The organism is Streptomyces sp. NPDC107454 (assembly GCF_055582885.1).
This window is the reverse complement of sequence record NZ_JBVJPA010000001.1, coordinates 626,257-652,321: the sequence shown is the minus strand read 5'-3', so window position 1 is coordinate 652,321 and position 26,065 is coordinate 626,257. Positions and strand designations below refer to the sequence as shown.

The following is a 26,065-nucleotide window of genomic DNA, read 5'->3' as shown; positions in this document are numbered from 1 at the left end:
ATCCGGGGGTTAACCCCACCTCCGGTCCGGGAGCAGCCCGGATCCCCCGGCGGACCCCGGAACCGTACGGTCGAAGGCGTCGAAGGGCATCGGAGCGCGTCGGCGTTTCATTCCAGGGGGAGATCTTCATGGCTCGGACTCGGACACGGACAGCCGCGCGGACCGCGGCCGTCGCCGGTGCCGTCGTCGCTCTCGTCGTGACCGTCGCAGGCTGCGGGGCGAATGCCGGGGACGACAGGCATCCGGAGCATCGGGCGTTCGCGCTGCACGGTCGTACGCTCACCGTGGACTCGGACGACTCCGCTCTGGAACTCGTGGTCGCCGGGTCGGCCCAGGCGGACAAGGTCGAGGTCACCCGGTGGTTCCAGGGGCACATCGTCGTCGGTGGGGATCCGCGCGTGACCTGGGCGATGAAGGACAACCGGCTGACGCTGCGGATGAAGTGCTCCGGCGTGGTCGCCGACTGCAGCGCCAAGCACCGGATCGTCGTGCCGCGCGGTGTCGCGGTGAAGGTCGTGGACGGGGACGGGAGCGTACGGGCGGAGGGGTTCAAGGAGGCGCTCGGGATCCGTACGTCGGACGGGAGTGTCCGCGTGACGAACTCCTCCGGCGCGCTGGACCTGCGCACCGCCGACGGCTCGATCCAGGCGCTCGGCATCGACGCGCGCCGTGTGCGCGCCCAGAGCTCGGACGGGTCCGTACGGCTCGAACTCGGCGTCGTGCCCGACCTGGTCGAGACCCGCAGCCGGGACGGTTCGCTCACCATCGGGCTGCCTCACGACACATACCGGGTGACGGCCGAGAGCGGGGACGGATCCGTGCGGGTGTCCGTGCCCCGGGACCCGGCCAGTTCGCACGTGGTGTCCGCCCACGCGAACGACGGAAGCATCACAGTACGAACCGCGAACTAACCGGCCCGTGTGTTCGTCCTTAACCGGTGGGAGAATGAACCGGGCAAGGCGGATGACAGCACGGGAGAGGGATGTGACGGCGACACCTTCAGAGCCGTACACGCCGTTTGCGCCACGCGCGCAGTCGGTACGCCGTCAGCCCCATCGATACCGTGACGTGCTGACCCTTCTCACCCTCCCGCTCCTCGCCGCCCTCGTCCTGCCCGCGGCCTTCGCCGGTGGCGGCACCCGGCGCTGGTTCGGCGGGCGCGCGGAGAGCCAGCGGGCCGAGGCGCAGGCCGCGAAGGACGCCGCCGCGGCGGCGTTCTACGAGCTGGACACCGCCCAGCGCGATCTGCGGATCTCGATCGAGACCATCACCGCCGTCGACGACTCCCCCGCGGCCCGCCGCGCCGTCTCCGACTTCGAGGCGCTGGGCCGGCGCATCGACGAGGCCAGTGGGAAGTACATCGAGGCCGTCGACGCCCACGACCTCGACCGGGACGAGCTGGAGGCGTCGGTCGCCGTCCGCGCCCGCGCCGAACTCACCGCCGCCAAGGACCAGCTGGGGCGGGTCAAGCAGGACCTGGACCGGTTCGCCCAGGGACTCGCGCCGCTGCTCGGGAAGGCCGAGACGCAGCTCGCCCGGCTCGCGCCCGCCGTCGAGCGCGCCCGCCAAGCCCTGCTCGCCGCCTCGAACGCCCTCGACGCCGTACGCGGGACAGGGCTCAGAGCCGATGATCTGGCCGGCCGGCTCGCCGCGCTCGGGCCCGAGCTGACCAAGCTCAACCAGGGGGCCGGGCAGCACGGCGTACCGGAGACGCTGGAGCGTGCCGAGCGGGTCTCGCGGGAGGCCGGGGCGGTGCGCGCGGAGGCGGAGCGGCTGCCGGAGCGGGCCGCGGAGATCGACCACCGGCTGGTGTCGCTGCGCACCCGCGCCCAGGCGCTGACCACCCGCGCCGGGCAGGTGGAGCCGGTGCTGAGCGAGCTGCGGCGCCGGTTCGCGGCCGCGTGCTGGCAGGACCTGCAGCACGTGCCGGAGCAGGCCGCCGAGAACGTACGGCAGGCCGAGCAGAAGCTGAAGGAGGCACAGGCGGCGCGCGACGCGCAGCGCTGGCCCGACGCCACCTCGCTGCTGTCCACGGTGCGCGTGCTGCTGAACGGGACCGACGAGGCCGTGTCGGCGGCCGGCGACCGGCTGCGACGGCTGAACGCCGTGTCCAAGGACCCCCAGCAGGAGATCGACCGCACCCGCTTCGCCATCCGGGACGCCCAGCGCCTGGCCATGGCGGGCCGCAACACCCCGGATCCGCGGCACGCCCGCCCGCTCGACGACTCGGTCGCCCGGCTGGAGCGTGCCGTCGCCGCGCTGGAGGGGCGCCACCCCGACTACTGGCACTTCCTGACCGAGACGGAGGCGGTACGGGCGACGGCCGCCCGGGTGGTCTCCCAGATCCGCGAGGAGCGCGGCGGCCCGGTCTGAGCCGGCGATCCCGGTCCCCGGTGTTGGCGGTCCCCCGCTTCCGGGCGGATGCTGGGTTGTACGTACGGCCTCCGCTAGCTGAAGAGGGAGGCGGACATGGCCACGCACGTACTTCGTCCCGGAACCCGACGACGCATCGCCTTCGACGACCATCTGCCGGTCGATCACCGGCTGAACAAGTTCTACCGGATCGGCGCGGGCCTTATGGGCCTCTTCCTGCTCGCCTTCGGGATCCTGGGCCTGACCAACAGGGTCGGCTTCTTCACCACCCACGGGGACACGGTGATGGGGCTGAACACCAACGGCTCACTCAGCGTGCTGTCCATCTGCGTGGGGCTGCTGCTGTTCGTGGGCATGGTGATCGGCGGGAACTTCGCCTCGACGCTCAACATGGTCTTCGGCCTCCTGTTCATCCTCAACGGCTTCCTGAACCTGGCGCTGCTGGACGGCCGCTACAACTTCCTCGCCTTCCACATCCAGAACGTGCTGTTCAGCTTTGTGGTCGGCGTCCTGCTGATGTTCTTCGGGATGTACGGGAGGGTCGGCTCGGCCCTGCCTCACGACAACCCGTACTACAAAGCCCGCCACCCCGAGGAGGCCGAGCGGGCGGAGCGGATCCGGGCGTTGCAGGAGTCGGCCTCGGCAACGGCCCTGCAGCAGTCGCACAGGGCCGCGCCGACGCCCGAGGCCGTGGGCGGCACGGAGACCAGGGCAGCGGAAACCACCAAGGGGGCGGAATCCGAGGCACCGGAATCCAAGGCGGCAGAGACCGAGCCGTCGAAGACCAAGCCCGCCGAGCCGCCCAGGACCACGGACCCCTAGGTCACCTCAGGTGACCAGGTGATCAGGTGCGGTACGCGTAGTACGCCGAGGTCGGGTACGACGCGATGATGCTCGACAGCGACCGGCGGTAGGTGTCGGCATCGTGGTAGGTCAGGTACGGCATGCCGCTGGAGCTGCGGTAGGACGTGATCATGGTGTGGTCCTTGGCCCCGTCCCGGTCGAAGTCCATCTGCAGGACGTCACCGACGTCCATCTGATAGACGTTCGCCAGCGGCGTGGTGCGCTTGGCGGTCTGGGTGAACCAGGACCACTCGTTCACGCCCGCCCAGGAGTCGGACTGGCCGTTGGCGACGTAGTACCAGGTGTCGTACTCCTCCGGAGTCACGGTGCTGATCGGCTGCCAGCCGCCCGCCAGCAGACTCTGGCTCACGAAGTTGGTGCAGTCGCCGCCGACCCCGTTGAACTTCCGGTAGGCCGTGTTGTAGTTCTTCCAGTACTTCTCGGCGTAGGTCGCCATCGCCGCGTAGTTGTACGCGCCTCCGGTGAGCTTCTTGGGGTTGGCGGGCGCGGGATACGTGGTCGCTGCCGGGGGGGCGTCGACAACGGCCATCGGGGTCCTGCGCGCGGGGGCGGCGGTGACGGGTTCGTTGACCTGGTGGGCGCCCTTGTCGGTCGTCCGCAGGCCCGAGAGCTTCCAGGTGCCGTCCGGCTGGGCGGCGAAGGTCAGGACGTGGTGTGCGTCGAAGCCCGTGGTGTCGGGTTCGTCGCCGTGGATCTTCTTGTACGTGAGGACGGTGGTCTCGGTGACCCAGGCGGTGGCCACCTTGCCCCACCTGCGCGTCCTGTCGACGGTGACCTTGGTGTCGGCGGCGGTGTAGGCCTCACCCAGCGCCGCGAGGCGGGAGCGGGTGCCGCGCAGGGAGGTCAGCGCGGTGTCCTCCGTCTTCGCCAGCGCGGCGGTCAGCTTGACGCCTCCCGTCGACTTCGACGCGAGGGCCGTGCGGGGTACCGCCGGGCTCTTGTCGAGGAGGGCCGCCGTGCGGTCGGTGAGCACGGCGTCCGCCATCCGGCCGAACGCGTCGGCCGTCGCCCGGTTCACGGTGACGGACGCGGTCGCCGCGTGGGCGGAGGAAAGGGGCAGCAGGACCGCGGAGACGGCGATCGCCGTCAGGGTCGAGCATCGGCTCAACATCTTCGTTCTCACTGATGATCTCCTTACACCCGATCAGATGCCGGGGAAGGAATCTTTACACGTCCTCCTCAACTGTGGTGAACCCGGGGGGGTTTCGTGCCCGCCCAGGTCAACTCCCTTGGGAAAAGGGTAAGTTGGCGCACCGAAAGTCGGGGCGCCGTTCACGGCTACTTCACCACCGTCGACCAGTCCGGGGACTGCGCGGGATCCAGACTGCGCAGGCGCTCCAGGGTCTCGGGCTTCTGCACGTCGAGCCAGTCGGCCAGCTCTCGGAAGGACACACAGCGAACGCCCTTCTTCGTGCACACGTTCTTGACGACCTGGTCGATGGACTTCATGTAGATGCCACCGTTCCAGTTCTCGAAGTGGTTGCCGATGAACAGCGGTGCACGACTGCCGTAGTACACGCGGTTGAAACCGTCCATGTACGACGCGACGGTCTGCTGCTCCCACTCGGGGTACTTGGCCGGGTCGCCCTCGGTCGAGTCGCCGGACTGGTTGGCGAGGAAGTTGAAGTCCATGGACAGGCCTTGGAACTTGCCGCCCTCGTAGGGGAGCAGCTGCAGCGGGAAGTCCCAGACGCCCTCCTTCTTGTTGGGCCATATCTGAAGGTTGCCCGAGGAGCTCGCGTCGTAGCGCCAGTCGTAGTCCTTGGCGGTCGCCTTCATGGCCTTGAGCAGGTTCTTCTGGCCCTCCAGGCAGGGTGCGCGCCCGCCGCTGACCTCCTTCGTGGGGTCGAAGGGCAGGGCCGGCAGGTCGGTGTAGCCGGTGTTGGTCTTCCACTTCTCGACGAACGAGAAGAACTGGTTGATCTCGCTCTCCCACTCCGCCACGCTCCAGTCCCCGCCGCCCTTGTCCTCGCAGAAGTGACCGTTGAAGTGGGTGCCGATCTCGTTGCCCTCCTTGTACGCCTTGCCGAGCTCCTCCAGCGTGTCGCGGATGTGCTGGTCGGTGGCGTAGCTGATCGCCGCGGCGCCCGGCGCGTGCATCGGCGGCTTGTAGAGCGTCTTCTTGTCCTTGGGCAGCAGATAGATGCCGGTCAGGAAGAACGTCATGTGGGCGTTGTACTGCTTCGCCAACTCCTGGTAGTGCGTGAAGAGTTTGTCGTCGCCCTGGAGGGCGCCGTCCCAGGAGAAGACGACGAACTGAGGCGGCTTCTCACCCGGCTTGAGCGGGACGGGCTTCAACTGGCCCTTCTGCGGCCCGGTGTAGGACGTGGAGCCGTCCCCGAGCACCTTCGTCCTGCCGTCCCACGGTGGTTCTTTGGTCGTCTTGGTGGCGCTGGCCCCGGAGCGGGGACCGCCGGCCGAGGCGGCCGGTGTGGTGGGGTCCGAATGGTTCAGGGCCAGGTAGGTGGCGGTCGTCGACGTCACGACGAGGAAGGCCGCCATGGCCACGAAACCCTGGCGGGCGGAACCGGGCGCGGGTTCGCGGCGGCGGTGACCGCTGTGCTTCGAGTTCATACGGGGCACATTCTGCGAGGGGGGTGGAAGGAGCGGGCGGGGGCCTTTCGGCCATCGGGATGCGCGGTGGCCTCTCGGCCGTCGGGGTGGGCGGCCTCGTGGCCGTCGCGGTCAGCCGAGCGGACTCATGGCGCCGGCCCAGATGCCGTACGGGACGTCGTCGGCGGACGTGCCGGCGAGGCCCTTGAGCGGCAGTGGTTCGAGGCTCTTGGTGAGGTCGATGCGGTAGAGGACGATCGCGGTCGACACGGAACGGTTCGTGCCGACGTACCAGGCGGCGGTGTCGTCCGCCGTGGTGCCGGCCTTCCCGGCCGTCTCCGGTGCGCTCTGGGCCGCGGTGGGGTGCGCTGTGCCGAAGGCGTCCGTGAGCCCCTCGGTGACCTCGCGGGCCACCTCCGGGCTCACCGCGCGCTTGGGCCGGGGGGTGTCCAGGGCGACCTGGGAGCCGTTGCGGGTGATGCGTCGCACGGAGTACGGCTCGGTGTGCGACCCGCCCGCGGCGAAGGTGGCGTAGGCGTTGGCCATCCGGATCGCGCTGGGCGTGGAGTTGCCCAGGGACAGCGCGGGCACCTGGGGACCCATGGTCGACGAGAGCAGCCCGGCCGCTTCGGCGGTCTGCCGCACCTTGTCCAGGCCCGTGTCCATGCCGAGCTGCATGAACGGCACGTTCACGGACTCGGCGAGCGCCTTGCGCAGGCTGATCTGCCCCCAGGACTTGTTGCCGTCGTTGTGGGCGGCGACCTTCTTGTTGGCGCGGTCCCAGTAGGGCCCTTCGGGTGTGGTGACGGGGATGTTGTCGTCACCGTTGTAGAGCGTCTCCGGCGTGACCGGTGTCGCCGTACTGTCGCGGGTCTTGTGGACGCCGTGTTCCAGCCCGGCCGCGTAGACGAACGGCAGGAACGCCGAACCGGCCGGGACCGTGGTCGCGTTGGACTCGTTGTAGCCCTGCGTACGGTGGTCGGGGCCGCCGTAGACGGCGAGGATCTTGCCGTCGGCGGCCACCGAGGAGGCCCCGTAGTGGGCGGTCTTCGCCGTCTTGGGGTCGTCCTTCAGGGCCTTGTTGCGAGCCTTGGTCACGGCGTCGGCGAGCGCCGTCTCCCGCTTCCGGTCGAAGGTCGTGTAGATCTGGTAGCCGCCCAGGTCGAACTGCTGGTCCGAGATGTGCGCGGCCTTCTTGGCGTACTGGGTCGCGAGCTCCACCAGGTAGTCGCTCTGCTTGCCGGTGTCGAAGGTCTGGGACTGCGTGATCGGCTCGGGGAACTTCGTGTACTTGGCCCGCTCGGCCGGCGACAGCTTCCCGATCTTGACCATGCGGTCGAGGATCCAGGACCAGCGCTCCACGGCGCGCTTGTGGTTCGCCTGGCTCAGGGTGGGGTCGTACAGGCCCGCGCCCTTCAGCAGGGACGCGAGCATCGCGGCCTCGCTGGCGTTGAGTTCGCCGACGTCCTTGCCGTAGTACGCCTGGGCGGCGCGCTGGATGCCGTACGTGCCGCGGCCGAACCAGCTGGTGTTGAGATAGCCCTCGAGGATCTTGTCCTTGCTCATCTTCTGGTCGAGCTTGAGGGAGATCATCGCCTCGGTGAACTTGCGGCTCACCGAGCGGTTCTGGTTCAGATAGACGTTCTTGACGTACTGCTGGGTGATCGTCGAGCCACCCTCGGTGTTGCCCTCGCCGACCGTGCGCACCAGGGCGCGGGTGATGCCCTTGAAGGAGATGCCCGGGTCGGAGTAGAAGCTCTGGTTCTCCGCGGCCAGCACCGCCCAGCGCACGTCCTGGGGTATGTCCTTGAGCGGCATCGCCTGCCGCCGCACCCATCCGGTACGGGCCATGGGCGTCCCGTCGGACCAGAAGTAGACGTTGTCCTGCTGGGTGGCGTACGTGTTGAGGTTCTGGGGTATGTCTGTCGCGGCGTAGGCGATCACCAGAAACGTTCCGCTCAGCCCGATGGCCAGGCCCCAGGCGCCCAGCCACTGACGCCAGGAGGGCACCCAGCGCCGCCAGCCGGAGCGGCCGGGGCGCGGGTACGCCGGTTTCAGACGGCGGCCGATGCGCGCCCAGCGTCCGGCGAGCGCGGAGGGCACGGCCGGCTTGCGGCGGGTGCCGCGGTGGCCGGAAGCCGTCCCTCGATCGGCGCGTTGTGCGGGGTCCTCCGCACCTGAGCGCGCCTCGATCTCGGCAGGAGAGGGGACGCGAAGCTGCGTGGTCTCCTCGGCGGGACTCTCGGCGCGGGGCGGGAGGCGGAGTTGCGTGGTCTCCTCGGCACGGGGCGGGAGGCGGAGTTGCGTGGTCTCCTCGGCCCGGGGCGGGAGGCGGAGCTGAGTGGTCCGCTCGGCGGGAGTCTCGCTCTCCGTGTCTTCCGCGCGACGACTCGCGGACTCTTCCCTGCGACGGCTCGCGGGATCTTCCGCACGACGGCTCGCGGGGCCTTCCGCGCGACCGCTCGCGGGCCGTTGCGGACCGAGCCCGCGGCGATTCCGGCGGTCGTCACCGTCCCCGCTAGCCACGGCGGGCTCCGGCGCGTGGACGGCCCAGAGGATGCGGGGCATCCGTTCGATGCCATGCCTCGGTCACGACTGCGTCTCCCTCCGCACTTCGGAATTGCGCGCGCGGGTAGATGCAGCTGCCGCACATGCGGCTGCGAGCCCCCCTCCCCGACCTTGCGGCTCGTCGCGGCCCTCTTAAATTATCAGCGACTAATACGATCTCCTCGCCCAGGAACCAGACAGAAATGTTCAGCAGGTCAAGTCGGCCCTCTGGAGGCACCGGGCGGGAATCGGGGAGGAATCGAGGAGGTCCAGGTTCCGGAGCACCGCGCCACCCGGTGCGCGACCGCGCCGCGGAAGTCTTCGATCGTCGGCTCCCGGCCGCTAACCTGTGCGTATGCCTCGCTACGAGTACCGCTGCCGGACCTGCGGCGACACCTTCGAACTGAGCCGCCCGATGGCGGAATCCGCCGCTCCGGCGGACTGTCCCGCCGGGCACGACGACACGGTGAAACTCCTGTCGACCGTCGCGGTCGCCACCGGCGGATCGGCTTCCCCGTCCGCCCTGGGCCCGTCCGGAGGGGGCGGAGGCGGGTGCTGCGGCGGCGGTTGCTGCGGCTGATCGACCAGGATTTTTCAGGAAGTCTTCAGCTTTTCTTCGCCCGAATCCTCCGTGCCGCCCGGGCGTGTCGCACTCTCAGACCGCGCCCGGCCGGCCACAGGCCTGCGTGAACTCCCGCAGGATCCGCTCCCCCGCCGCGACCCCCCGCTCCGGGAGGGCGGTGATCGCCGGCGCCGTCCAGTCGGCCTCGGCGAGTTCCCCGTGGCCGGGCCGCCAGCCGCGGTCGGCGGCGAGCAGCAGATCGGCGTCGAGCAGGGAGTCACCGGCGGCGAGCGTGAGGAGGGCGCCGGTGCGGCGGGCCACCTCGCGCACGGCCGCGCTCTTGGTGAGCGGCTTCGGCACGGCGTAGATCTTGCGGCCCTGCAGCGACACCGTCCAGCCGCGGCTCTCCGCCCAGACGGCCAGCTCCTTCACCCACTCCTCGGGCAGCAGCTCGCGCTCCACCACCAGATAGACGAACAGGTCCTCGGCGACCCGGTGCTTGCGGACCCACGCCGGATCGGCGGTGGCCGCGAGGTGGTCCCGCACCTCGGCCAGCGGAGCGCACTCGTCGGCGAGCCGCGCGGTCACTGCCGCGTGCCAGTCGGGGTCGGAGACACCGTCGACGAGTAGATGCCCGCCGTTGGCGCAGATCGCGTACTCGGGGGCGGGCCCCGGCAGGTTGATGCGCTGGTACTGCTTGCGGGTGCGGGTCGTGGTGGGCACGAAGTGGGCCGTGTCGCCGAGCTCGGTGAGCAGCGCGGCGGCCGTCTCGGTCATGTACGACAGCGGCTTGGCCTCGTGCACCTCGACGCAGAGCAGCCGCGGCGCCCGCGCGTCGGGCATGGTCAGGGCGAGGGCGGCGGAGGAGTAGATCAGCGTACGGTCGAGATCGCTGGCGACGAGCACCTTGGGCGCGGACATCAGACCGTCACCGCCTTGCCGTCGGCGCCGGTCGCGCCGCGCGTGTACTTCGGGTGGATCAACCCCACGCAGGTGTACGGGAGTTCGTCGACCTCCTCGACGGGTACCCCGCGCTGCTGGGCGAGCAGGCGTACATGGTCGAGGTCGGTGCCCTCCCCCAAGCTCTCGGCTCCGCTCGAGCAGGGGGTACCCCCATCGGCACGCACCAGGATCTTCCAGGGGACGCGGCGCAGCAGCACGCGGGTGGTCTCGCCGACGCCCGGCTTGACGAGGTTCACGTCGTGTATCTCGTACTCCTCGCTGATCCGCTCGACGGCCGCCCAGCCCTCCCAGGTGGGGGTGCGGTCGGTGGTGAGGAGCTCCTTGGCCTGGGCGCAGGCCGCGTCGGCGACGTCGGGGAAGTGGGCGGCGACGGCGTCCAGGAAGTCGACGGAGACGTCGGAGCCGGCGAGCTCTCGGTAGAACTTCGCGCCGTGGAAGTCGTATTCGCCGACCAGGTCCGAGCGCAGGACCGTGCGCGAAATCAGGCCTGAGACCGTCGAGTTGAGGCAGGCGGAGGGGATGAGGAAGTCCTCACGGGTGCCGTACGTCCGTACGCACGAGCCCGGGTCGGCGAGGACCGCGATCTCCGGGTCGAAGCCGGTGATGCCCTCGGCGGACTCGAACTCCCTGATGGCCTCGGCGAGTTCGCGGGTGATGGCGCCCTTGCCGGTCCAGCCGTCGACGAACACGACGTCGGCCGGGTCGTGGTGGGCGGCCAGCCAGCGCAGCGCGTTGGCGTCGATACCGCGGCCACGGACGATGGAGACGGCATAGTGCGGCAGGTCGAGGCCGTGCCGGTGCTTGGCCCAGCGGCGCATCAGAACGCCGACGGGGGTGCCCGCGCGGGCCAGCGAGACGAGTACGGGGTGCGGAGAGCGTTCGGCGAGCACCAGTTCGGTGACGGCGCCGACGGCCTGGGCGATCCGGGCGGCCGAGGTGCCGAGGGCCGTCTGGAACAGCTCCTGGTACTGGGGGCTCGGCTGGTACTCGACCGGCAGCGACTCCGCGTAGTGGGCGCCGCCGCTCTGGATCGCCTCCTCGCGCTCCTCGGTCGGCGCCTCCAGCGTCACGTCCGAGAGGTCCTGCAGCAGCCAGCCGACCTCGTCGGGCGCGTACGAGGAGAAGGCGGGGCCGCGGAGGGGCTCGGGGAGCATGGAGGGCCTTTCGGTGGACGGCCGTGCGGGGACGTACGAGGGGACGACGGCGAGCAGGACACTCGGCGTGTGCTCCGCGAGCTGGGCCAGCAGGCCGTCGGGGGCGTGCAGGGCGGGCGTGTCGGCGGCGGAGTCGACCACGGCCACGACCGCGTCGAAACCGGCACCCGCGACGTTGTACGCGTACCGCTCACCGGGTCCGTCGTCGGGGTCGTCGTGGGCCGGGAAGGCGAGGCGCGTCCGTATGGCGTAACCGGGGTCGTCGAGGGCGAGCACCGGGGAGCGGGTGGTCGTGGAGTACCGCACCTCGGCGGACACCACCTGCTCCAGCTCTCTGGCCAACCTGAGCGGCGCGTACATCAGCTCCTCGAAGCCGAGTACGAGGACGCGCCGCGCCCCGTCCGGCAGCGCTTCGGCGACCCGCGCGGCCATCGCGGGCAGCGCCGCGTCCAGCCGTATTCGCTGCCCGGGTGTGAAGCCGTGCCGTCCCCCGTCGGGCAGTCCCCGGGGCCAGCCGAGCTCGACACGGGCGGCACCGGGGTGCCAGGGACGGCTGTCGGCGGGCTCGGTGGTCCTGGTGGTGTCGGTGCTCTCGTGTTCCGCCACCAATGCCTGGCCCCTCTCCAGGACGCCCTCCGGGAGGTTCACGGTGCCCTTCGCCGCGGCGACCAGGTCCACCCGTGCGCCGATCTCCGTCGCGAACTCCGCCAGACGGCCCAGGTCCGCGGCCGAACGCATGTCGACCAGGGCCACGACCACATAGCGGTCGCGCGGATAGCGGGCGTGGAGGTCGCGGATGGTGTTGAGGACCGTGTTGCCGGTGGAGAACTCGTCGTCGACGAGGACCAGGGGGCCCGCGCCCGCCAGCAGAGCGGGGTTCTCCGGCAGCAGGAGGTGGGAGGTGGCGTGGGAGTGGGACTCCTCGAAGCCGCCCGCCGTGTCGACGCCGGGGACGGGGCGGCGGGTCGAGTGGAGGTAGGGCGCGAGGCCCACGCCGTCGGCGACGCAGTGGCCGAGGCCGGTGGCCGTCTCCGCGTACCCGAGGACGACGGCCGCGCGTGCGCCCTCGGCGCCGAGCAGCTCCCGTACCCGCCGGCCGAGCGCGAACCCGTGTCCGTACACCACGGACGGCGACTGCGGGACGTGCTTGCCGAGCACGTTCGACACGAGCAGATGCGCCCGGCGGGGGTTGCGCCGCAGCGCGAGCCCCAGCAGGTCGCTCAGCTTCTCGTCACCGACGAGCTCGACACCCAGTCGCTCGGCGACCCAGGTCCCCGTCCACACCACGTTCTTCATCGATTCCTTGTTGGTCGGTCGGTCGGGCCGGCGCGGTTCACGCAGGCAGGGCGGCCGCGAGCAGTTCCACGAAGCCGATGTCCTCGTTCGCCACACCGAACACCTCGGCGCGCTGGAGGGTGCGCTCGGCCCAGGCGCGGTGCGGCTTCACTTCATTCATTTTGTTCGTGTACGCCGACCGCAGCACGCCCCCGCCGCCCCGCTCGGGCCTGAGGATGTCCTGCGCGTCGCTGTACTCCTCGTGGCTGACCACGGACAGCGCGTGCACCGCCGGGACGTGCGAGGGGTGGATGCAGGTCTTGCCGAGCAGACCGTTGGCCCGGTCGAGGGCGATCTCGCGCAGCAGCCCGTCCAGGTCGTGCTCGATCAGCGCCTGGCGCAGGTCCTCGACCTCACCCTCCTGGAAGGGGCTGCGGCGCAGCTGCGGCTTGAACATGCGCTCCTGGACCCGGAAGTACTCCCACACGGGCCCGGTGACCGTGAACCCGGTGCCGTCCGAGCGCCCCAGCATGTTCACCACGTCCGCGATCACGGAGGCGACGATCTGGACGTCGTAGGCGGTCATGTCGGGCGCCCTGCGCAGCCCGTACGCCGAGCAGAAGTCGGTGACGCCCAGGCGCAGCGCGAGGACGCGGTCGCGGTACTTGTCGACGACCCGGGAGATGCCCTCCAGGGTCTCCCGGCGGCTCTCCAGGTACAGCAGCCCGGGCGATTCCAGGACAGGCATCGCGAACAGCCGCCGACCGCTCGCGGACTCGGCCGCGGCGAGCGCCTCCATGAACGGGACGCCCCGCTCCTCGGTGAACTTCGGCAGGACGAAACCGGACAGCAGCCGCACGGACGCGCCGAGCCGCCGGACGAGGTCCGGGATCTGCCCGGGCTCACGGACCCGTACGAACAGCAGCGGGAGCCCGTCGGTCTCCGGCCGTCCGGCGAGGTCGGCGAACTGCCGGACCAGGTTCTCCTCGGCGCCCACGACCTCGGCGTCGTCGATCGAGTCCTCCAGGCACAGCACCATGGAGACCACGCCGCGTCCGGCCTGCTTGACGACGTCGTCGGCGAGGTGGGGTCTGGTCGCGGGGCTGTACAGGGTGGCGCCGAGGGCCGCCGCGAGCACGCGGGCGGGCGAGTCGGCGGTGAAGACGCACGGCTCCCGGTAGAAGAGACGCTGCCGCTCTTCAGGGGCGATATGCCCGAAATGACGCATGAAACTCCCCCGTTGCGGCTAGGCGGACCTACGTGATGTGGCCGGTAATAGTACGTACAAATCCATGTCAGTCGTTCCCACCAGGCGTGAAGTTCAGGTAACTCGGCCATGTCGGTTGCCCGCACATCCCGACCGGGAATCCTTACCCCCGCGTTGTCGTGACCAGGACCGAGAGGGCAGGATGACCGCATGACGCACGCGATGCTGAAGGGGTCTAACGTCCCGCTGGACGCCACAGCGGTACGTGCCGTGCTGCGCTGGACGCCCGGGCAGGGTGTCCCCGATGTGGATGTCTCGGCGCTGCTCCTCGGTCCCGACGGTCGTGTGCGATCCGACGAGGACTTCGTCTTCTACAACCAGCCACGCCATCCCTCGGGCAAGGTGTGGCGACTTGGCAAGAAACGCGTCGCCGAGGGCCTCACCGACACCATCCAGACGGATCTGGCGGGTGTCGAGTCCGGTGTCGGACAGATTCTCCTGGTCGCATCGGCGGACGGCGTCACCTTCGACCAGGTACGCGCCCTACGCATTCTGCTGTACGACGCGTCCGCCACCTCCGCCACGACCGGCACGCCGGGCTCGGACGGTGAGCCGCTGGCCCACTTCGACATCAAGCCGGAGACCGGTACGGAGACGGCGCTGATCTGCGGCGAACTGTACCGGCGCGGTCAGGGCTGGAAGTTCCGGGCGCTCGGCGAGGGCTATCCGAACGGCCTGGAGGGGCTCGCCTCCGACTTCGGGATCACGGTGGACGAGTCCGAGCCGGAGGCCGTCGCGCCCCTGCCCGACGCCACCGCCTGGGCTGACCCCGCGGCCTCCCCGGAGACCTCGGTGCCCCTCCCGCCCGAGCAGGCCGCCCCGCTGCCCCAGCAGCCCGCGTACGGCTATCCGGGGCCCGCGCAGACGGCCCCCGCCCAGCCCGCCTACGGCTACCCCCAGCCGACCAGCCAGCCCGCCTACGGCTATCCGGGGCCTCAGACGGCCCCGGCCGTCCAGCCGGCCTACGGGTTCCCGCAGGCGGTCGGCTCCCTGCCCGACCCGGATTTCAGGCTGCCGCCACAGGGGCCGCAGTTCATCGGACGCTAGGAAGGCGCCCCGGGCCCTGGGCGAACCGTCGAGGCAGCCTCAACGGTCGGCCTTGGACTTGTACCCCCGCCCCCACTGCAACCCCCACCCGTACAACCGGTCCAGCTCCGCCTGGAACCCGTACACGAACTTCACCTCACGCCGCACGGTGATCTCGCCCTTGTTGTTCTCGATCATCACCACCGCGCAGGAGCGGGCCTGCGGATGCCGCTCGTCGAGGCCGATCTCGATCCGGGGCCCGTTGCTCGGGTAGAGCGTGATGATGGCGTGCGTACGGTCGAAGGCGGGCGTCTGGTCGTAGATGTACACGAAGACCAGGAGCCGTTTGATGTCGTCGCGGTGGTCGAGGTTGACGTAGGCCGTCTCGCCGGACGCCGAACCGAACCGGTCGTCACCGCTGAGCTTCACGTACGGCGGGTCGTTGATGTCGCCGAGGAAGTTGCCCAGGGGCTGCACCACGCCCTTGGAGCCGTCCGCGAGCTCGTACATGACGCCCAGGTCGAGGTCGACGTTCACCATGCTCTGGGTGTGCGCCTGGACCACGTCCGGCTTGAAGGTCTTGAAGGGGTGGCGCAGCAGGCTGCCCCGCTGCTGGCCGCCGCCGATGTCCGACGTGCGCATGCGCCAGGACAGGTTGATGCGCAGGTTGCCGGTGGCCGCGCCCTGCTTGGTGAGCGAGACCGTGTGGTTCCGCTTGGTCAGTTCTATGGAATTGGTGGCGGCACTGCCGGAGTCGAAGTCCGTCGAGCGTCCGCGCCACAGGTCGTCCCAGAAGCCCATTGCCTTGTCCCGCCCCCACGTTGCCTGGATATGCGACGGGGCGGCCACGAGGACTCGTCCTCGACGGCCGCCCCGCTCAGAGCGTTCCCGGAATCACCCTCCCGGACTCACGCTCCTGGGCTCACACCCCGGACGAGACCTCAGCCTTGTCGTCCGAGGCCGTCGCTTTTCCCTCGGCCGCCGCGAGCGCCCTGTTGCGACGCACCGAGGACCAGAAGGACCAGCCGATCAGGACGACGCCGACGAGACCGGTGATGACCTCGTGGATCTGGTACTGGATGGTGACCAGGAGGATCACGGCGAGGGCGCCGATGGCGTAGTGCGCGCCGTGCTCCAGGTAGACGTAGTCGTCGAGGGTGCCCTGGCGGACCAGGTAGACCGTGAGCGAGCGGACGTACATGGCGCCGATGCCGAGGCCGAGCGCCATCAGCACGATGTCGTTGGTGATGGCGAAGGCGCCGATGACACCGTCGAAGGAGAACGACGCGTCGAGGACCTCGAGGTAGAGGAACATGAAGAACGCGGCCTGACCTGCGAGGACGACGGCCGGCTTCTTCTTGCCGGTCCGCGCGGCCTCCTCCTCTTCCTCGTGCTCCCGCTCCTCCTCTTCCTCGAGCTTGTCCTCGAAGTAGCCGGAGAGTCCGCCGACGACCATGTACGTGATCAGGCCCGCGATGCCTGCGATCAGCACCGTCTGCGCCTTGTCGATGTGCGCGCCGCCGTGCTGGTGGGCGTGGGCCGCGAAGGTCATGGAGGAGACCAGCAGCACGACCAGGGCGATGCAGACCGACAGCATGTCGACCTTGCCGAGCTTGGCGAGCGGGCGCTCGATCCAGCGCAGCCACTGGATGTCACGGTCCTCGAAGATGAAGTCGAGGAAGATCATCAGAAGGAACATGCCACCGAAGGCGGCGATCGCCGGGTGAGCGTCCGTGACCAGCTGCTGGTACTGGTCCTTGTCGGTCAGCGCGAGGTTGACCGCCTCGATCGGACCCTTCTTGGCCGTGACCGCCACGATCACGACAGGGAAGACCAGTCGCATACCGAAGACGGCGATCAGCACACCCACCGTGAGGAAGATCTTCTGCCAGAAGGCATTCATCTTCTTCAGGATCCCGGCGTTGACCACCGCGTTGTCGAAGGACAGCGAGATCTCCAGGATGGCCAGGATCGCCACGATGCCAAAGGCGGTCCACCCCCCGTAGATCACCGCTGCGACCAAGCCGAGCGCGGTGACCGCAAACGACCAGCCGAAGGTTTTCAGAAGCACTGGCTACCCAATCATCGTGTATGTACGGGTCTCCCCCGCGCCGTACTCGGCTTTACCTACTATTGACCACGAAGTCTAGAGGGCCGCCCCTTCGGCTGACTCGGGCGGGCCCTAGGAAACATTGACTCCGAAGTCGAGCGCGATGCCGCGCAGACCGGACGCGTACCCCTGTCCGACCGCCCGGAACTTCCACTCCTGGTTGTAGCGGTAGACCTCGCCGAAGATCATCGCCGTTTCCGTCGAGGCGTCCTCGGAGAGGTCGTAGCGCGCGAGCTCCTGACCGTCGGCCTGGTTGACCACGCGGATGAACGCGTTGCTGACCTGGCCGAAGGTCTGACCGCGGTTGTCGGCGTCGTGGATGGAGACCGGGAACACGATCTTGTCGACGTTGGCCGGCACCTTGGAGAGGTCGATCAGGATCGACTCGTCGTCGCCCTCGCCCTCACCCGTGAGGTTGTCACCGGTGTGCTCCACGGAGCCGTCCGGGCTCTTGAGCTGGTTGTAGAAGATGAACCACTCGTCGCCGAGCACCCGGCCGGAATTGCACAGCAGGGCGCTGGCGTCGAGGTCGAAGTCGGCTCCGGTGGTGGAGCGCGCGTCCCAGCCGAGCCCGATCATCACGTGCGTGAGGTTGGGTGCGGCCTTGGAGAGGGAGACATTGCCTCCCTTGGCGAGCGTGACGCCCATGATGCTGGTCCTCCCCGAGGTCAAACTCTGAGTTGTACCGCGCGGCCTGCGCGCGGTGGTACAGCGGGTCCGGCGCCGCACAGGAAGCGTGCGGCGCCGGGCTTGGAGCCGAAGGCCGTACGGCTCAGACGTTCACGTCGGACGGTCGCGTCAAACGTTCAGATCAGATGTTCGCGTCCGACGCGGGTCCGTCCGACGGTCGTGTCAGACGTTGACGCCGAAGTCCTGCGCGATGCCGCGCAGGCCCGAGGCGTAGCCCTGGCCGATGGCGCGGAACTTCCACTCCGGGCCGTTGCGGTACAGCTCGCCGAAGACCATGGCGGTCTCCGTCGAGGCGTCCTCGGAGAGGTCGTAGCGCGCGATCTCCGCCTCGCCGGCCTGGTTCACCACGCGGATGAACGCGTTGCGGACCTGGCCGAAGGACTGCTGGCGGTTCTCGGCGTCGTAGATGGAGACCGGGAACACGATCTTCTGGACGTCGGCGGGCACGGCGGCGAGGTTGACCTTGATCTGCTCGTCGTCGCCCTCACCCTCACCGGTGATGTTGTCCCCGGTGTGCTCGACCGAACCGTCCGGGCTCTTCAGGTTGTTGAAGAACACGAAGTTCTGGTCGGTGCTCACCTTGCCGTCCGCGTTCGTGAGGATGGCGCTGGCGTCGAGGTCGAAGTCGACGCCGGTGGTGGTTCGGGCGTCCCATCCCAGACCGACGATGACCGCGGTCAGTCCCGGGGCCTCCTTGGTCAGCGATACGTTGCCGCCCTTGCTGAGGCTGACTCCCACGAGTCCTCCCAATGGTGTCCAGGGGCGGGGAGCCCCGTCGTGCGTTGGTATCGGATCAACGTGTCGATCCTAGTGACGGGTTCCCGGACCCTGCAGGCCCTGCGACCGAACAATCACAGGGTGTCGGGGTCACAGAGTGTCGAGCGCCTTCACGTACTCGTTCAGGTCACGCGCGTCCGGCAGACCGTTGACGACGGTCCAGCGGACGACGCCCGCCTTGTCGATGATGAAGGTGCCGCGCACGGCACAACCCTTGTCCTCGTCGAAGACGCCGTACGCGCGCGAAGTGTTGCCATGCGGCCAGAAATCGGAGAGCAGCGGGTATTCCAGGCCCTCCTGCTCGCCGAAGACGCGCAGGGTGTGGATGGAGTCGTTGGAGACGGCCAGCAGCTGGACGTCGTCGTTGACGAACTTCGGCAGTTCGTCGCGCAGGGCACACAGCTCGCCGGTGCACACGCCGGTGAAGGCGAACGGGTAGAAGAGCAGCACCACGTTCTTCTCACCGCGGAAGTCGGACAGCTTCACGGTGGCGCCGTGGTTGTCCTTGAGCTCGAAGTCCGGTGCCTCGGTGCCGACCTCGATCGCCATAGTCACACGCTCCCCTTCCAAGGGCCTGTTCGGGTGAACCCCACCCTACGCAGCACCCCCCACCCCACCGGCCACACCCCGCCCACGCACCTCGCACCGACGCGCCCGAGCCCGTTCCGCACGCCGCACCAACAACACCGACGGCCCTCACACCGACACCCCCACCCGCGAGCGCCCCGCCCCGGCCAACCCCACCACGCAGGCACGGGGCCCACCGCGCCCCTCGCCATCCCGACGCGGCGCTCGCCCCGGGCGCATCGACCGGTGAGGACTGCCGCCATCTGGATGGGACGGCGCCGCCACGCGGACAGTCCCACCCGGTCAAGCGCGCCCAGCGGGCGCGGCCCGAACCGGACCACTCCGCCATGCGGGCGCGCCGCCCCACGGAGGGGCGGCGCCACGCAGGCACTGCTCGACCTGGCCCCCCGTTGCCCCGGCACGGGGCCCACCGCGCCCCTCGCCATCCCGACGCGGCGCTCACCCCGGGCGCATCGACCGGTGAGGACTGCCGCCATCTGGATGGGACGGCGCCGCCACGCGGACAGTCCCACCCGGTCAACCGCGCCCAGCGGGCGCGGCCCGAACCGGACCACTCCGCCATGCGGGCGCGCCGCCCCACGGAGGGGCGAGCGCCACGCAGGCACTGCTCGATCTGGCCCCCCGTTGCCCCGGCACGGGGCCCACCGCGCCCCTCGCCATCCCGACGCGGCGCTCGCCCGGGGCGCAACGGATCGTGGGGGCTGCCGCCGTTCGGGTGGGTGGCGGGCTGGGTCGGGGGCCGGGACCGGGGGTGCGGCGCAGGACCGGTCGTGGAGTCCTCGGGGGCCGCGTGGGGCGGCCGGGGCATGGGGGAGGCCCCCGACGGCGGGACGCCGACGGGGGCCTCTTGGGTGGTTTGGTGCGGCAGACGGAGCGAGAGCTCAGCGCTTCGACTTGGGCGTGGCCAGACGCGTGCCCGACCACTCCTTCCCGACCGAGATGCTCTTCGTCTGGGAGAGGCCGGCAGTCTGGGCGGCGTCACTGATGTCGCTGGGCTCGACGTAGCCGTCCCGGCCGGTCTTCGGGGTCAGCAGCCAGATCATGCCGCCGTCCTCAAGGAGACCGATGGCGTCCACCAGAGCGTCCGTAAGGTCGCCGTCCTCGTCGCGGAACCACAGCAACACGACGTCAGCGACGTCGTCGTAGTCCTCGTCGACCAGGTCCTGGCCGATCAACGATTCGATACCTTCACGGAGCTCGTGGTCAACGTCGTCGTCGAAGCCGATCTCCTGGACCACCTGTCCGGGCTCGAACCCCAGCCTGCCGGCCGGGTTGGTCCGCTCCTCCGCGTGGTCCGCGGTCGCGCTCACGGCTTGCCTCCTGATCATGTTTCGGTAGATGTCTCAGCCACGCGCGTACGCGAAGCATTGGCCGTAGTCCACACGGGCGGGGCGGATCGCGCAAGTACCCGGCCGTCGAGACCGCCGAAACGGTGACGATCCCGGCGGTGTCGGCGCAACCTCAGGCGCGGATTCAAGGCCACAAGTGACGCACACCACACCCTTCTGCCCCATTTGCGAATTTCGGAACCCTTGGAGCGTACGAGACCCGAACGACTTTGCGGAACGCGTCACGGAGTGAGCGTATCGTTGCGTTTTGGTCGGGCACGTCCCAACGAACTGCAGGAATGTGCTGGTTACCTCTCGGTAGAGATGACGATTCCGTTCCCGAGGTACACGATGGGGAACGGTGCAGACAGACCGAAAAATCGCCCCAGACAGCCCCCCAGACAACCCCTCGGGCAGCCCTCACACGCCCCTCTGACAGTGAAGGAACAGCGTGGCTTCCGGATCCGATCGCAATCCGATCATCATTGGCGGCCTTCCCAGTCAGGTCCCGGACTTCGACCCCGAAGAGACCCAGGAGTGGCTCGACTCCCTCGACGCCGCCGTCGACGAGCGCGGCCGTGAGCGCGCCCGCTATCTGATGCTGCGGCTGATCGAAAGGGCCCGCGAGAAGCGCGTGGCCGTGCCCGAGATGCGCAGCACGGACTACGTCAACACGATCGCCACCAAGAACGAGCCCTTCTTCCCCGGCAACGAGGAGATCGAGCGCAAGGTCCTCAACGCCACCCGCTGGAACGCCGCCGTGATGGTCTCGCGCGCCCAGCGTCCCGGCATCGGCGTCGGCGGTCACATCGCCACCTTCGCCTCCTCCGCCTCGCTCTACGACGTCGGCTTCAACCACTTCTTCCGTGGCAAGGACGAGGGCGACGGCGGCGACCAGGTCTTCTTCCAGGGGCACGCCTCCCCCGGTATCTACGCCCGCGCGTTCCTCCTCGACCGGCTCTCCGAGCAGCAGCTCGACGCGTTCCGGCAGGAGAAGTCGAAGGCTCCGTACGGTCTGTCGTCGTACCCGCACCCCCGCCTCATGCCGGGCTTCTGGGAGTTCCCGACCGTCTCCATGGGCCTTGGTCCGCTCGGCGCGATCTTCCAGGCGCGGATGAACCGCTACATGGAGGCGCGCGGCATCGCGGACACCTCCAAGTCACACGTCTGGGCGTTCCTCGGGGACGGCGAGATGGACGAGCCGGAATCGCTCGGACAGCTGTCCATCGCCGCTCGAGAGGGCCTGGACAACCTGACCTTCGTCGTCAACTGCAACCTCCAGCGCCTCGACGGCCCGGTACGCGGCAACGGAAAGATCATCCAGGAGCTGGAGTCCCAGTTCCGGGGCGCCGGCTGGAACGTCATCAAGCTGGTCTGGGACCGCACCTGGGACCCGCTGCTCGCGCAGGACCGCGACGGCGTGCTGGTCAACAAGCTGAACACCACCCCGGACGGCCAGTTCCAGACGTACGCCACCGAGACGGGCGACTACATCCGCCGGCACTTCTTCGGTGACGACCACCGGCTGCGGGCGATGGTCGAGAACATGACCGACGACCAGATCCTGCACCTGGGGCGCGGCGGTCACGACCACAAGAAGATCTTCGCGGCGTTCTCGGCGGCTAAGGCGCACAAGGGCCAGCCGACGGTGATCCTGGCGCAGACGGTCAAGGGCTGGACGCTCGGCCCGAACTTCGAGGGCCGCAACGCCACGCACCAGATGAAGAAGCTGACGGTCGCCGACCTCAAGGGCTTCCGGGACCGTCTGCACCTGCCGATCTCCGACAAGGAGCTGGAGTCCGGCGCGCCGCCGTACTACCACCCGGGCCGGAACTCGGAAGAGATCCAGTACATGCACGACCGCCGCAAGGGACTCGGCGGATACGTCCCCACGCGCGTCGTCCGGTCGAAGCCGCTGGCCCTGCCGGACGACAAGGCGTACGCGAGTGTGAAGAAGGGCTCCGGTCAGCAGTCGATCGCCACGACCATGGCGTTCGTGCGACTGCTGAAGGACCTCATGCGGGACAAGGAGATCGGCAAGCGGTTCGTGCTGATCGCGCCGGACGAGTACCGCACGTTCGGCATGGACTCGTTCTTCCCGAGCGCGAAGATCTACAACCCGCTCGGTCAGCAGTACGAATCCGTGGACCGCGATCTGCTCCTGGCCTACAAGGAGTCGCCGACCGGTCAGATGCTGCACGACGGCATCTCCGAGGCGGGCTGCACGGCCTCGCTGATCGCCGCGGGTTCGGCGTACGCCACGCACGGCGAGCCGCTGATCCCGGTCTACGTCTTCTACTCGATGTTCGGTTTCCAGCGCACCGGTGACCAGTTCTGGCAGATGGCCGACCAGTTGGCGCGCGGTTTCGTTCTGGGTGCGACCGCCGGGCGTACGACTCTGACCGGTGAGGGCCTTCAGCACGCGGACGGCCACTCGCAGCTGCTCGCCTCGACCAACCCGGGCTGTGTCGCGTACGACCCGGCGTTCGGGTTCGAGATCGCGCACATCGTCAAGGACGGTCTGCGCCGGATGTACGGCTCGTCCGACGAACACCCGCACGGCGAGGACGTCTTCTACTACCTCACCGTCTACAACGAGCCGATCCAGCACCCGGCAGAGCCCGCGGACGTCGACGTGGACGGCATCCTCAAGGGCATCCACCGCTACGCGGAGGGAACTTCGGGTTCCGTCCCGGCGCAGATCCTGGCGTCCGGTGTCGCCGTGCCGTGGGCGGTCGAGGCGCAGCGGATCCTCGCCGAGGAGTGGAACGTGCGCGCCGACGTCTGGTCGGCGACCTCCTGGAACGAGCTGCGGCGCGAGGCCGTCGAGGTGGAGCGGCACAATCTGCTGCACCCCGAGGAGGAGCAGCGCGTCCCGTACGTGACGCAGAAGCTGAGCGGTGCCGAGGGTCCGTTCGTGGCCGTCTCCGACTGGATGCGATCGGTTCCGGACCAGATCTCGCGGTGGGTGCCGGGCACGTACCAGTCGCTGGGCGCGGACGGCTTCGGCTTCGCGGACACGCGCGGCGCGGCCCGGCGCTTCTTCCACATCGACGCGCAGTCGATCGTGGTCGCGGTGCTGACCGAACTGGCCCGTGAGGGCAAGGTCGACCGGTCGGTGCTGAAGCAGGCGATCGACCGCTATCAGCTGCTCGACGTGGCATCGGCCGACCCGGGAGCCGCGGGCGGCGACGCGTAGGCGCTCCGCGCGAGCGCCGGAGAGACAGACGACGGGCCATAGAGGCGCGGGGAGCCGGCCAGCCGGTTTCCCGCGCCTCTTGCGTGTGCTGTGTGCACCTACGATGCGGACATGAACGAGCAATCGGTGCAGGTCCGTTGGGAGCAGCGCACGCAGCGGCCCCTGCTGGGACTCGCGGTGGCCTTCGCCGTCGCCTACGCCGTGCCGATCGTGGACAGCGACGCGAGCCGTGGCCTGACGGGCGCGTGCACGGCCGTGGAGTGGACGGTGTGGGGCGCGTTCGCCGCCGACTATCTCGTGCGCCTCATACTCGTCCGGGACCGCAGGGACTTCGTCCGTACGCACTGGATGGACCTGTGCGCGGTGATCCTGCCGATTCTCCAGCCGCTGCGGCTGCTGCGGCTCGTCGCGACGCTCACGCTGGTCGGGCGGCGGGCCCGGATGGACCAGCAGATCCGGCTGACGACCTACGTCGGGGGCGCGGTCGTCGGACTGCTGATGTTCGGCTCGCTCGCGGTGCTGTCGGTGGAGCGGGAGTCGCCGAACGGGAACATCAAGACGCTGGGTGACGCCGTGTGGTGGTCGTTCACCACGATGACGACGGTGGGGTACGGGGATCACGCGCCGACCACCGGTCTCGGGCGGATGATCGCGGTCGGGCTGATGCTCTCCGGGATCGCGCTGCTCGGTGTCGTGACCGCGAACATCGCCGCGTGGTTCATCTCGCGGTTCGAGAAGGACGACGTGGAGGAGCGACGGCAGACGGCGGCGATCGAGTCGCTCACGGAGGAAGTGCGGGCACTCCGTGCGGAGGTGGCTGCGCTGGCTGGTGGGGTTCGGCACCCGGTGCCGGGGGGTGCGGAGGAGCGTTCGCGCTAGCGGGGGGGCTGTTCTTCGGGTGCGGGTGCGGGTGAGCGGGGGCTGGGCGCGCAGTTCCCCGCGCCCCTTTGGGGCGCTCCCGCCCCCTTCGGACTGCGGGCGCGCTGCCCCCCTCCGGCAGCGCGCCGCAGTTCCGGTGGTCCTCCCATGTCGTGCGGAGGAGTTGACCCACTGTGACGTGCGACGGCTGCCGGGTGGGAGGGATCTTCAGCGCTGTCACCCGGATAGGTGAAACCTGCGCAAAACAGGGCTGGTCAGACGCGCGGACTCAGATATGGCCTGCGCCCGCCCCCGCCGCCTCGGCGTTGTCGCCCCGCTTGGTGAGGAGCGCGACGAAGACCGCCACGACGGCGACCCCGGCGGCGACCAGGCAGGCCAGGCTCATGCCGGAGATGAACGTGTCGTGGGCGACGGTCGTGATCTTCTCGGCGAGTGCGGCCGGAGTGCCCGGGGCGACCGGTGCCGCGCCGACCTGGACGGCCTCGGAGGCCTGGTCGAGCTGGGCCGGGGTGAGCGGCGGCAGCTTGGCGTCGGCCCAGTTGCCCGCGAGGTCGCCGTCGACCTTGGAGGCCATCACGGCGCCCAGCACGGCCGTACCGAGGCTGCCGCCGATCTGCATCGCGGCCTGCTGGAGGCCGCCGGCCACACCGGAGAGCTCCATCGGCGCGTTGCCCACGATGACCTCGGTGGCACCGACCATGACCGGCGCGAGGCCGAGACCGAGACCGGCGAACCAGAGCGACATGACGGCGCCGCTGGTGCCCGTGTCCAGCGTGGACATGCCGTACATGGAGATCGCGGTGAGGGCCATGCCGCCCGCCAGCGGGATGCGCGGGCCCGTCTTGGTGATCAGGGCGCCGGCCAGCGGTGAGCCCACGATCATCATTCCGGTGAGCGGGAGGAGGTGCAGACCGGCGTCGACCGGGCTCATGCCGTGCACGTTCTGCAAGTAGAACGTGACGAAGAAAAGGCCACCCAGGAAGGCGATGGCCATCAGCACCATGAGGACCACACCGGCCGACAGCGGTACGGAGCGGAACAGCCCCAGCGGGATCAGCGGCTCCTCGACCCGCTTCTCCCACAGGGCGAAGAGCACGAAGCCGAGCACCGAGGCACCCAGGAACGCCCAGGTCAGACCGTCGCCCCAGCCCCAGGCCGGGGCCTTGATGAGCGCCCAGACCAGGCAGAACATGGCGCCGGAGAGCAGCGCGATGCCCAGGACGTCGAAGGAGCGGGGGGCGTTCTCGGCGCGGTGGTCGAGGAGGATCACCAGGCCGAGGACCAGCGCGATGACGCCCACCGGCACGTTGATGAAGAACACCGACTGCCAGCTGACGTGCTGGACCAGCAGACCGCCGAGGATCGGGCCACCCGCGGTGGAGGCGCCGATGACCATGCCCCAGATGCCGATCGCCATGTTCAGCTTCTCGGCGGGGAAGGTGGCCCGCAGCAGGCCGAGCGCGGCCGGCATCAGCAGCGCGCCGAACAGGCCCTGGAAGACGCGGAAGGTGACGACCAGGGCGATGCTGCTGGAGAAGCCGATCGCGCCGGAGGCCGCGGCGAAACCGACCACGCCTATGAGGAAGGTCTGCCGGTGGCCGAAGCGGTCACCGAGCTTGCCCGCGGTGATCAGGGTGACCGCGAGCGCGAGGAAGTAGCCGTTGGTGATCCACTGGACGTCGGCGAAGCTCGCGTCCAGGTCCTTCTGGATGGCCGGGTTGGCGATGGCCACGATGGTGCCGTCCAGGGCGACCATCATGACGCCGACGGCAACGGTGAACAGGGTGAACCACGGATGGCCGCGCAGTCCGTCGGACGGCGCCTTGTCCGACGGAGTGACCGGAGCCTTGTCCCCCGAACCCGTCGTGTCGATGGTGGTCTGACTAGTCATACCTTCGAGGCTAGTGACA

General features: G+C 69.4%; 20 protein-coding genes. 7 read left to right on the top strand and 13 right to left on the bottom strand.

Annotated features, from left to right (window positions below):
* Positions 1 to 128 precede the first annotated feature (128 nt).
* The 3 genes from ACZ69M_RS02845 to ACZ69M_RS02835 all read left to right on the top strand — a co-directional run bounded on the left by ACZ69M_RS02845 (position 129) and on the right by ACZ69M_RS02835 (position 3,195).
* Complete coding sequence (locus ACZ69M_RS02845) at positions 129 to 911, top strand: DUF4097 family beta strand repeat-containing protein (protein ID WP_470046113.1); 783 nt, start codon at positions 129 to 131, stop codon at positions 909 to 911.
* 73 nt (positions 912 to 984) lie between these two features.
* The gene (locus tag ACZ69M_RS02840; protein ID WP_470046112.1) at positions 985 to 2,373 is read left to right on the top strand and encodes a hypothetical protein; all 1,389 of its coding nucleotides are present in this window, start codon (positions 985 to 987) and stop codon (positions 2,371 to 2,373) included.
* Positions 2,374 to 2,469: 96 nt separating this feature from the next.
* On the top strand, positions 2,470 to 3,195 hold the full coding sequence (locus tag ACZ69M_RS02835; RefSeq protein ID WP_470046111.1) for a DUF4383 domain-containing protein: 726 nt from the start codon (positions 2,470 to 2,472) through the stop codon (positions 3,193 to 3,195).
* A gap of 22 nt (positions 3,196 to 3,217) precedes the next feature.
* Here the strand turns inward: ACZ69M_RS02835 and ACZ69M_RS02830 are convergent, their stop codons facing one another.
* From ACZ69M_RS02830 to ACZ69M_RS02820, 3 genes are all read right to left on the bottom strand, one after another.
* Positions 3,218 to 4,348, bottom strand: a complete 1,131-nt coding sequence (locus ACZ69M_RS02830; protein ID WP_470046375.1) for an amidase domain-containing protein — start codon at positions 4,346 to 4,348, stop codon at positions 3,218 to 3,220.
* A 167-nt stretch (positions 4,349 to 4,515) separates the two neighbouring features.
* Positions 4,516 to 5,811, bottom strand: coding sequence for a polysaccharide deacetylase family protein (locus ACZ69M_RS02825; protein ID WP_470046110.1), 1,296 nt, complete (start codon positions 5,809 to 5,811; stop codon positions 4,516 to 4,518).
* Positions 5,812 to 5,922: 111 nt separating this feature from the next.
* On the bottom strand, positions 5,923 to 8,358 hold the full coding sequence (locus ACZ69M_RS02820; RefSeq protein WP_470046109.1) for a transglycosylase domain-containing protein: 2,436 nt from the start codon (positions 8,356 to 8,358) through the stop codon (positions 5,923 to 5,925).
* 334 nt (positions 8,359 to 8,692) lie between these two features.
* On the opposite strand from ACZ69M_RS02820, the gene ACZ69M_RS02815 reads away from it, so the two are divergent.
* Complete coding sequence (locus ACZ69M_RS02815) at positions 8,693 to 8,917, top strand: FmdB family zinc ribbon protein (RefSeq protein WP_470046108.1); 225 nt, start codon at positions 8,693 to 8,695, stop codon at positions 8,915 to 8,917.
* A gap of 75 nt (positions 8,918 to 8,992) precedes the next feature.
* Here ACZ69M_RS02815 and ACZ69M_RS02810 read toward each other — a convergent pair whose 3' ends face one another.
* Genes ACZ69M_RS02810 through ACZ69M_RS02800 form a run of 3 tightly spaced genes read right to left on the bottom strand, consistent with a single transcriptional unit; the run spans position 8,993 to position 13,519 of the window.
* Positions 8,993 to 9,820 (bottom strand): HAD family hydrolase, encoded by an 828-nt coding sequence (locus tag ACZ69M_RS02810; RefSeq protein WP_470046107.1) that lies wholly within the window; start codon positions 9,818 to 9,820, stop codon positions 8,993 to 8,995.
* On the bottom strand, positions 9,820 to 12,312 hold the full coding sequence (locus ACZ69M_RS02805) for a phosphoribosyltransferase (protein ID WP_470046106.1): 2,493 nt from the start codon (positions 12,310 to 12,312) through the stop codon (positions 9,820 to 9,822). The genes ACZ69M_RS02810 and ACZ69M_RS02805 overlap by 1 nt, the downstream gene beginning before the upstream one ends.
* Positions 12,313 to 12,349: 37 nt before the next feature.
* On the bottom strand, positions 12,350 to 13,519 hold the full coding sequence (locus ACZ69M_RS02800; RefSeq protein WP_470046105.1) for an HpcH/HpaI aldolase/citrate lyase family protein: 1,170 nt from the start codon (positions 13,517 to 13,519) through the stop codon (positions 12,350 to 12,352).
* Positions 13,520 to 13,708: 189 nt separating this feature from the next.
* On the opposite strand from ACZ69M_RS02800, the gene ACZ69M_RS02795 reads away from it, so the two are divergent.
* A complete protein-coding gene (locus ACZ69M_RS02795) occupies positions 13,709 to 14,605 on the top strand; it encodes a TerD family protein (RefSeq protein WP_470046104.1) in 897 nt (298 codons plus the stop codon).
* 39 nt (positions 14,606 to 14,644) lie between these two features.
* On the opposite strand, the gene ACZ69M_RS02790 is transcribed toward ACZ69M_RS02795, so the two are convergent.
* The 6 genes from ACZ69M_RS02790 to ACZ69M_RS02765 all read right to left on the bottom strand — a co-directional run bounded on the left by ACZ69M_RS02790 (position 14,645) and on the right by ACZ69M_RS02765 (position 20,059).
* A complete protein-coding gene (locus ACZ69M_RS02790) occupies positions 14,645 to 15,385 on the bottom strand; it encodes a TerD family protein (RefSeq protein WP_060896039.1) in 741 nt (246 codons plus the stop codon).
* A 121-nt stretch (positions 15,386 to 15,506) separates the two neighbouring features.
* A complete protein-coding gene (locus ACZ69M_RS02785; RefSeq protein WP_470046103.1) occupies positions 15,507 to 16,655 on the bottom strand; it encodes a DUF475 domain-containing protein in 1,149 nt (382 codons plus the stop codon).
* Between the two features lie 111 nt (positions 16,656 to 16,766).
* On the bottom strand, positions 16,767 to 17,342 hold the full coding sequence (locus ACZ69M_RS02780) for a TerD family protein (RefSeq protein WP_054230997.1): 576 nt from the start codon (positions 17,340 to 17,342) through the stop codon (positions 16,767 to 16,769).
* 204 nt (positions 17,343 to 17,546) lie between these two features.
* The gene (locus ACZ69M_RS02775) at positions 17,547 to 18,122 is read right to left on the bottom strand and encodes a TerD family protein (RefSeq protein WP_054230998.1); all 576 of its coding nucleotides are present in this window, start codon (positions 18,120 to 18,122) and stop codon (positions 17,547 to 17,549) included.
* A gap of 129 nt (positions 18,123 to 18,251) precedes the next feature.
* Positions 18,252 to 18,710 carry a peroxiredoxin gene (locus tag ACZ69M_RS02770; RefSeq protein WP_067369436.1) on the bottom strand — a complete coding sequence of 153 codons (459 nt, stop codon included), beginning with the start codon at positions 18,708 to 18,710 and terminating at the stop codon, positions 18,252 to 18,254.
* A gap of 920 nt (positions 18,711 to 19,630) precedes the next feature.
* Positions 19,631 to 20,059, bottom strand: a complete 429-nt coding sequence (locus ACZ69M_RS02765) for a DUF3052 domain-containing protein (protein ID WP_054231000.1) — start codon at positions 20,057 to 20,059, stop codon at positions 19,631 to 19,633.
* Positions 20,060 to 20,528: 469 nt separating this feature from the next.
* Between ACZ69M_RS02765 and aceE the strand changes: the two genes are divergently transcribed.
* Both aceE and ACZ69M_RS02755 read left to right on the top strand, forming a co-directional pair.
* Complete coding sequence (gene aceE, locus ACZ69M_RS02760; RefSeq protein ID WP_470046102.1) at positions 20,529 to 23,276, top strand: pyruvate dehydrogenase (acetyl-transferring), homodimeric type; 2,748 nt, start codon at positions 20,529 to 20,531, stop codon at positions 23,274 to 23,276.
* 111 nt (positions 23,277 to 23,387) lie between these two features.
* Complete coding sequence (locus ACZ69M_RS02755) at positions 23,388 to 24,155, top strand: potassium channel family protein (protein WP_470046101.1); 768 nt, start codon at positions 23,388 to 23,390, stop codon at positions 24,153 to 24,155.
* Positions 24,156 to 24,423: 268 nt separating this feature from the next.
* Here ACZ69M_RS02755 and ACZ69M_RS02750 read toward each other — a convergent pair whose 3' ends face one another.
* Positions 24,424 to 26,046, bottom strand: coding sequence for an MFS transporter (locus ACZ69M_RS02750; RefSeq protein ID WP_470046100.1), 1,623 nt, complete (start codon positions 26,044 to 26,046; stop codon positions 24,424 to 24,426).
* Positions 26,047 to 26,065 lie beyond the last annotated feature (19 nt).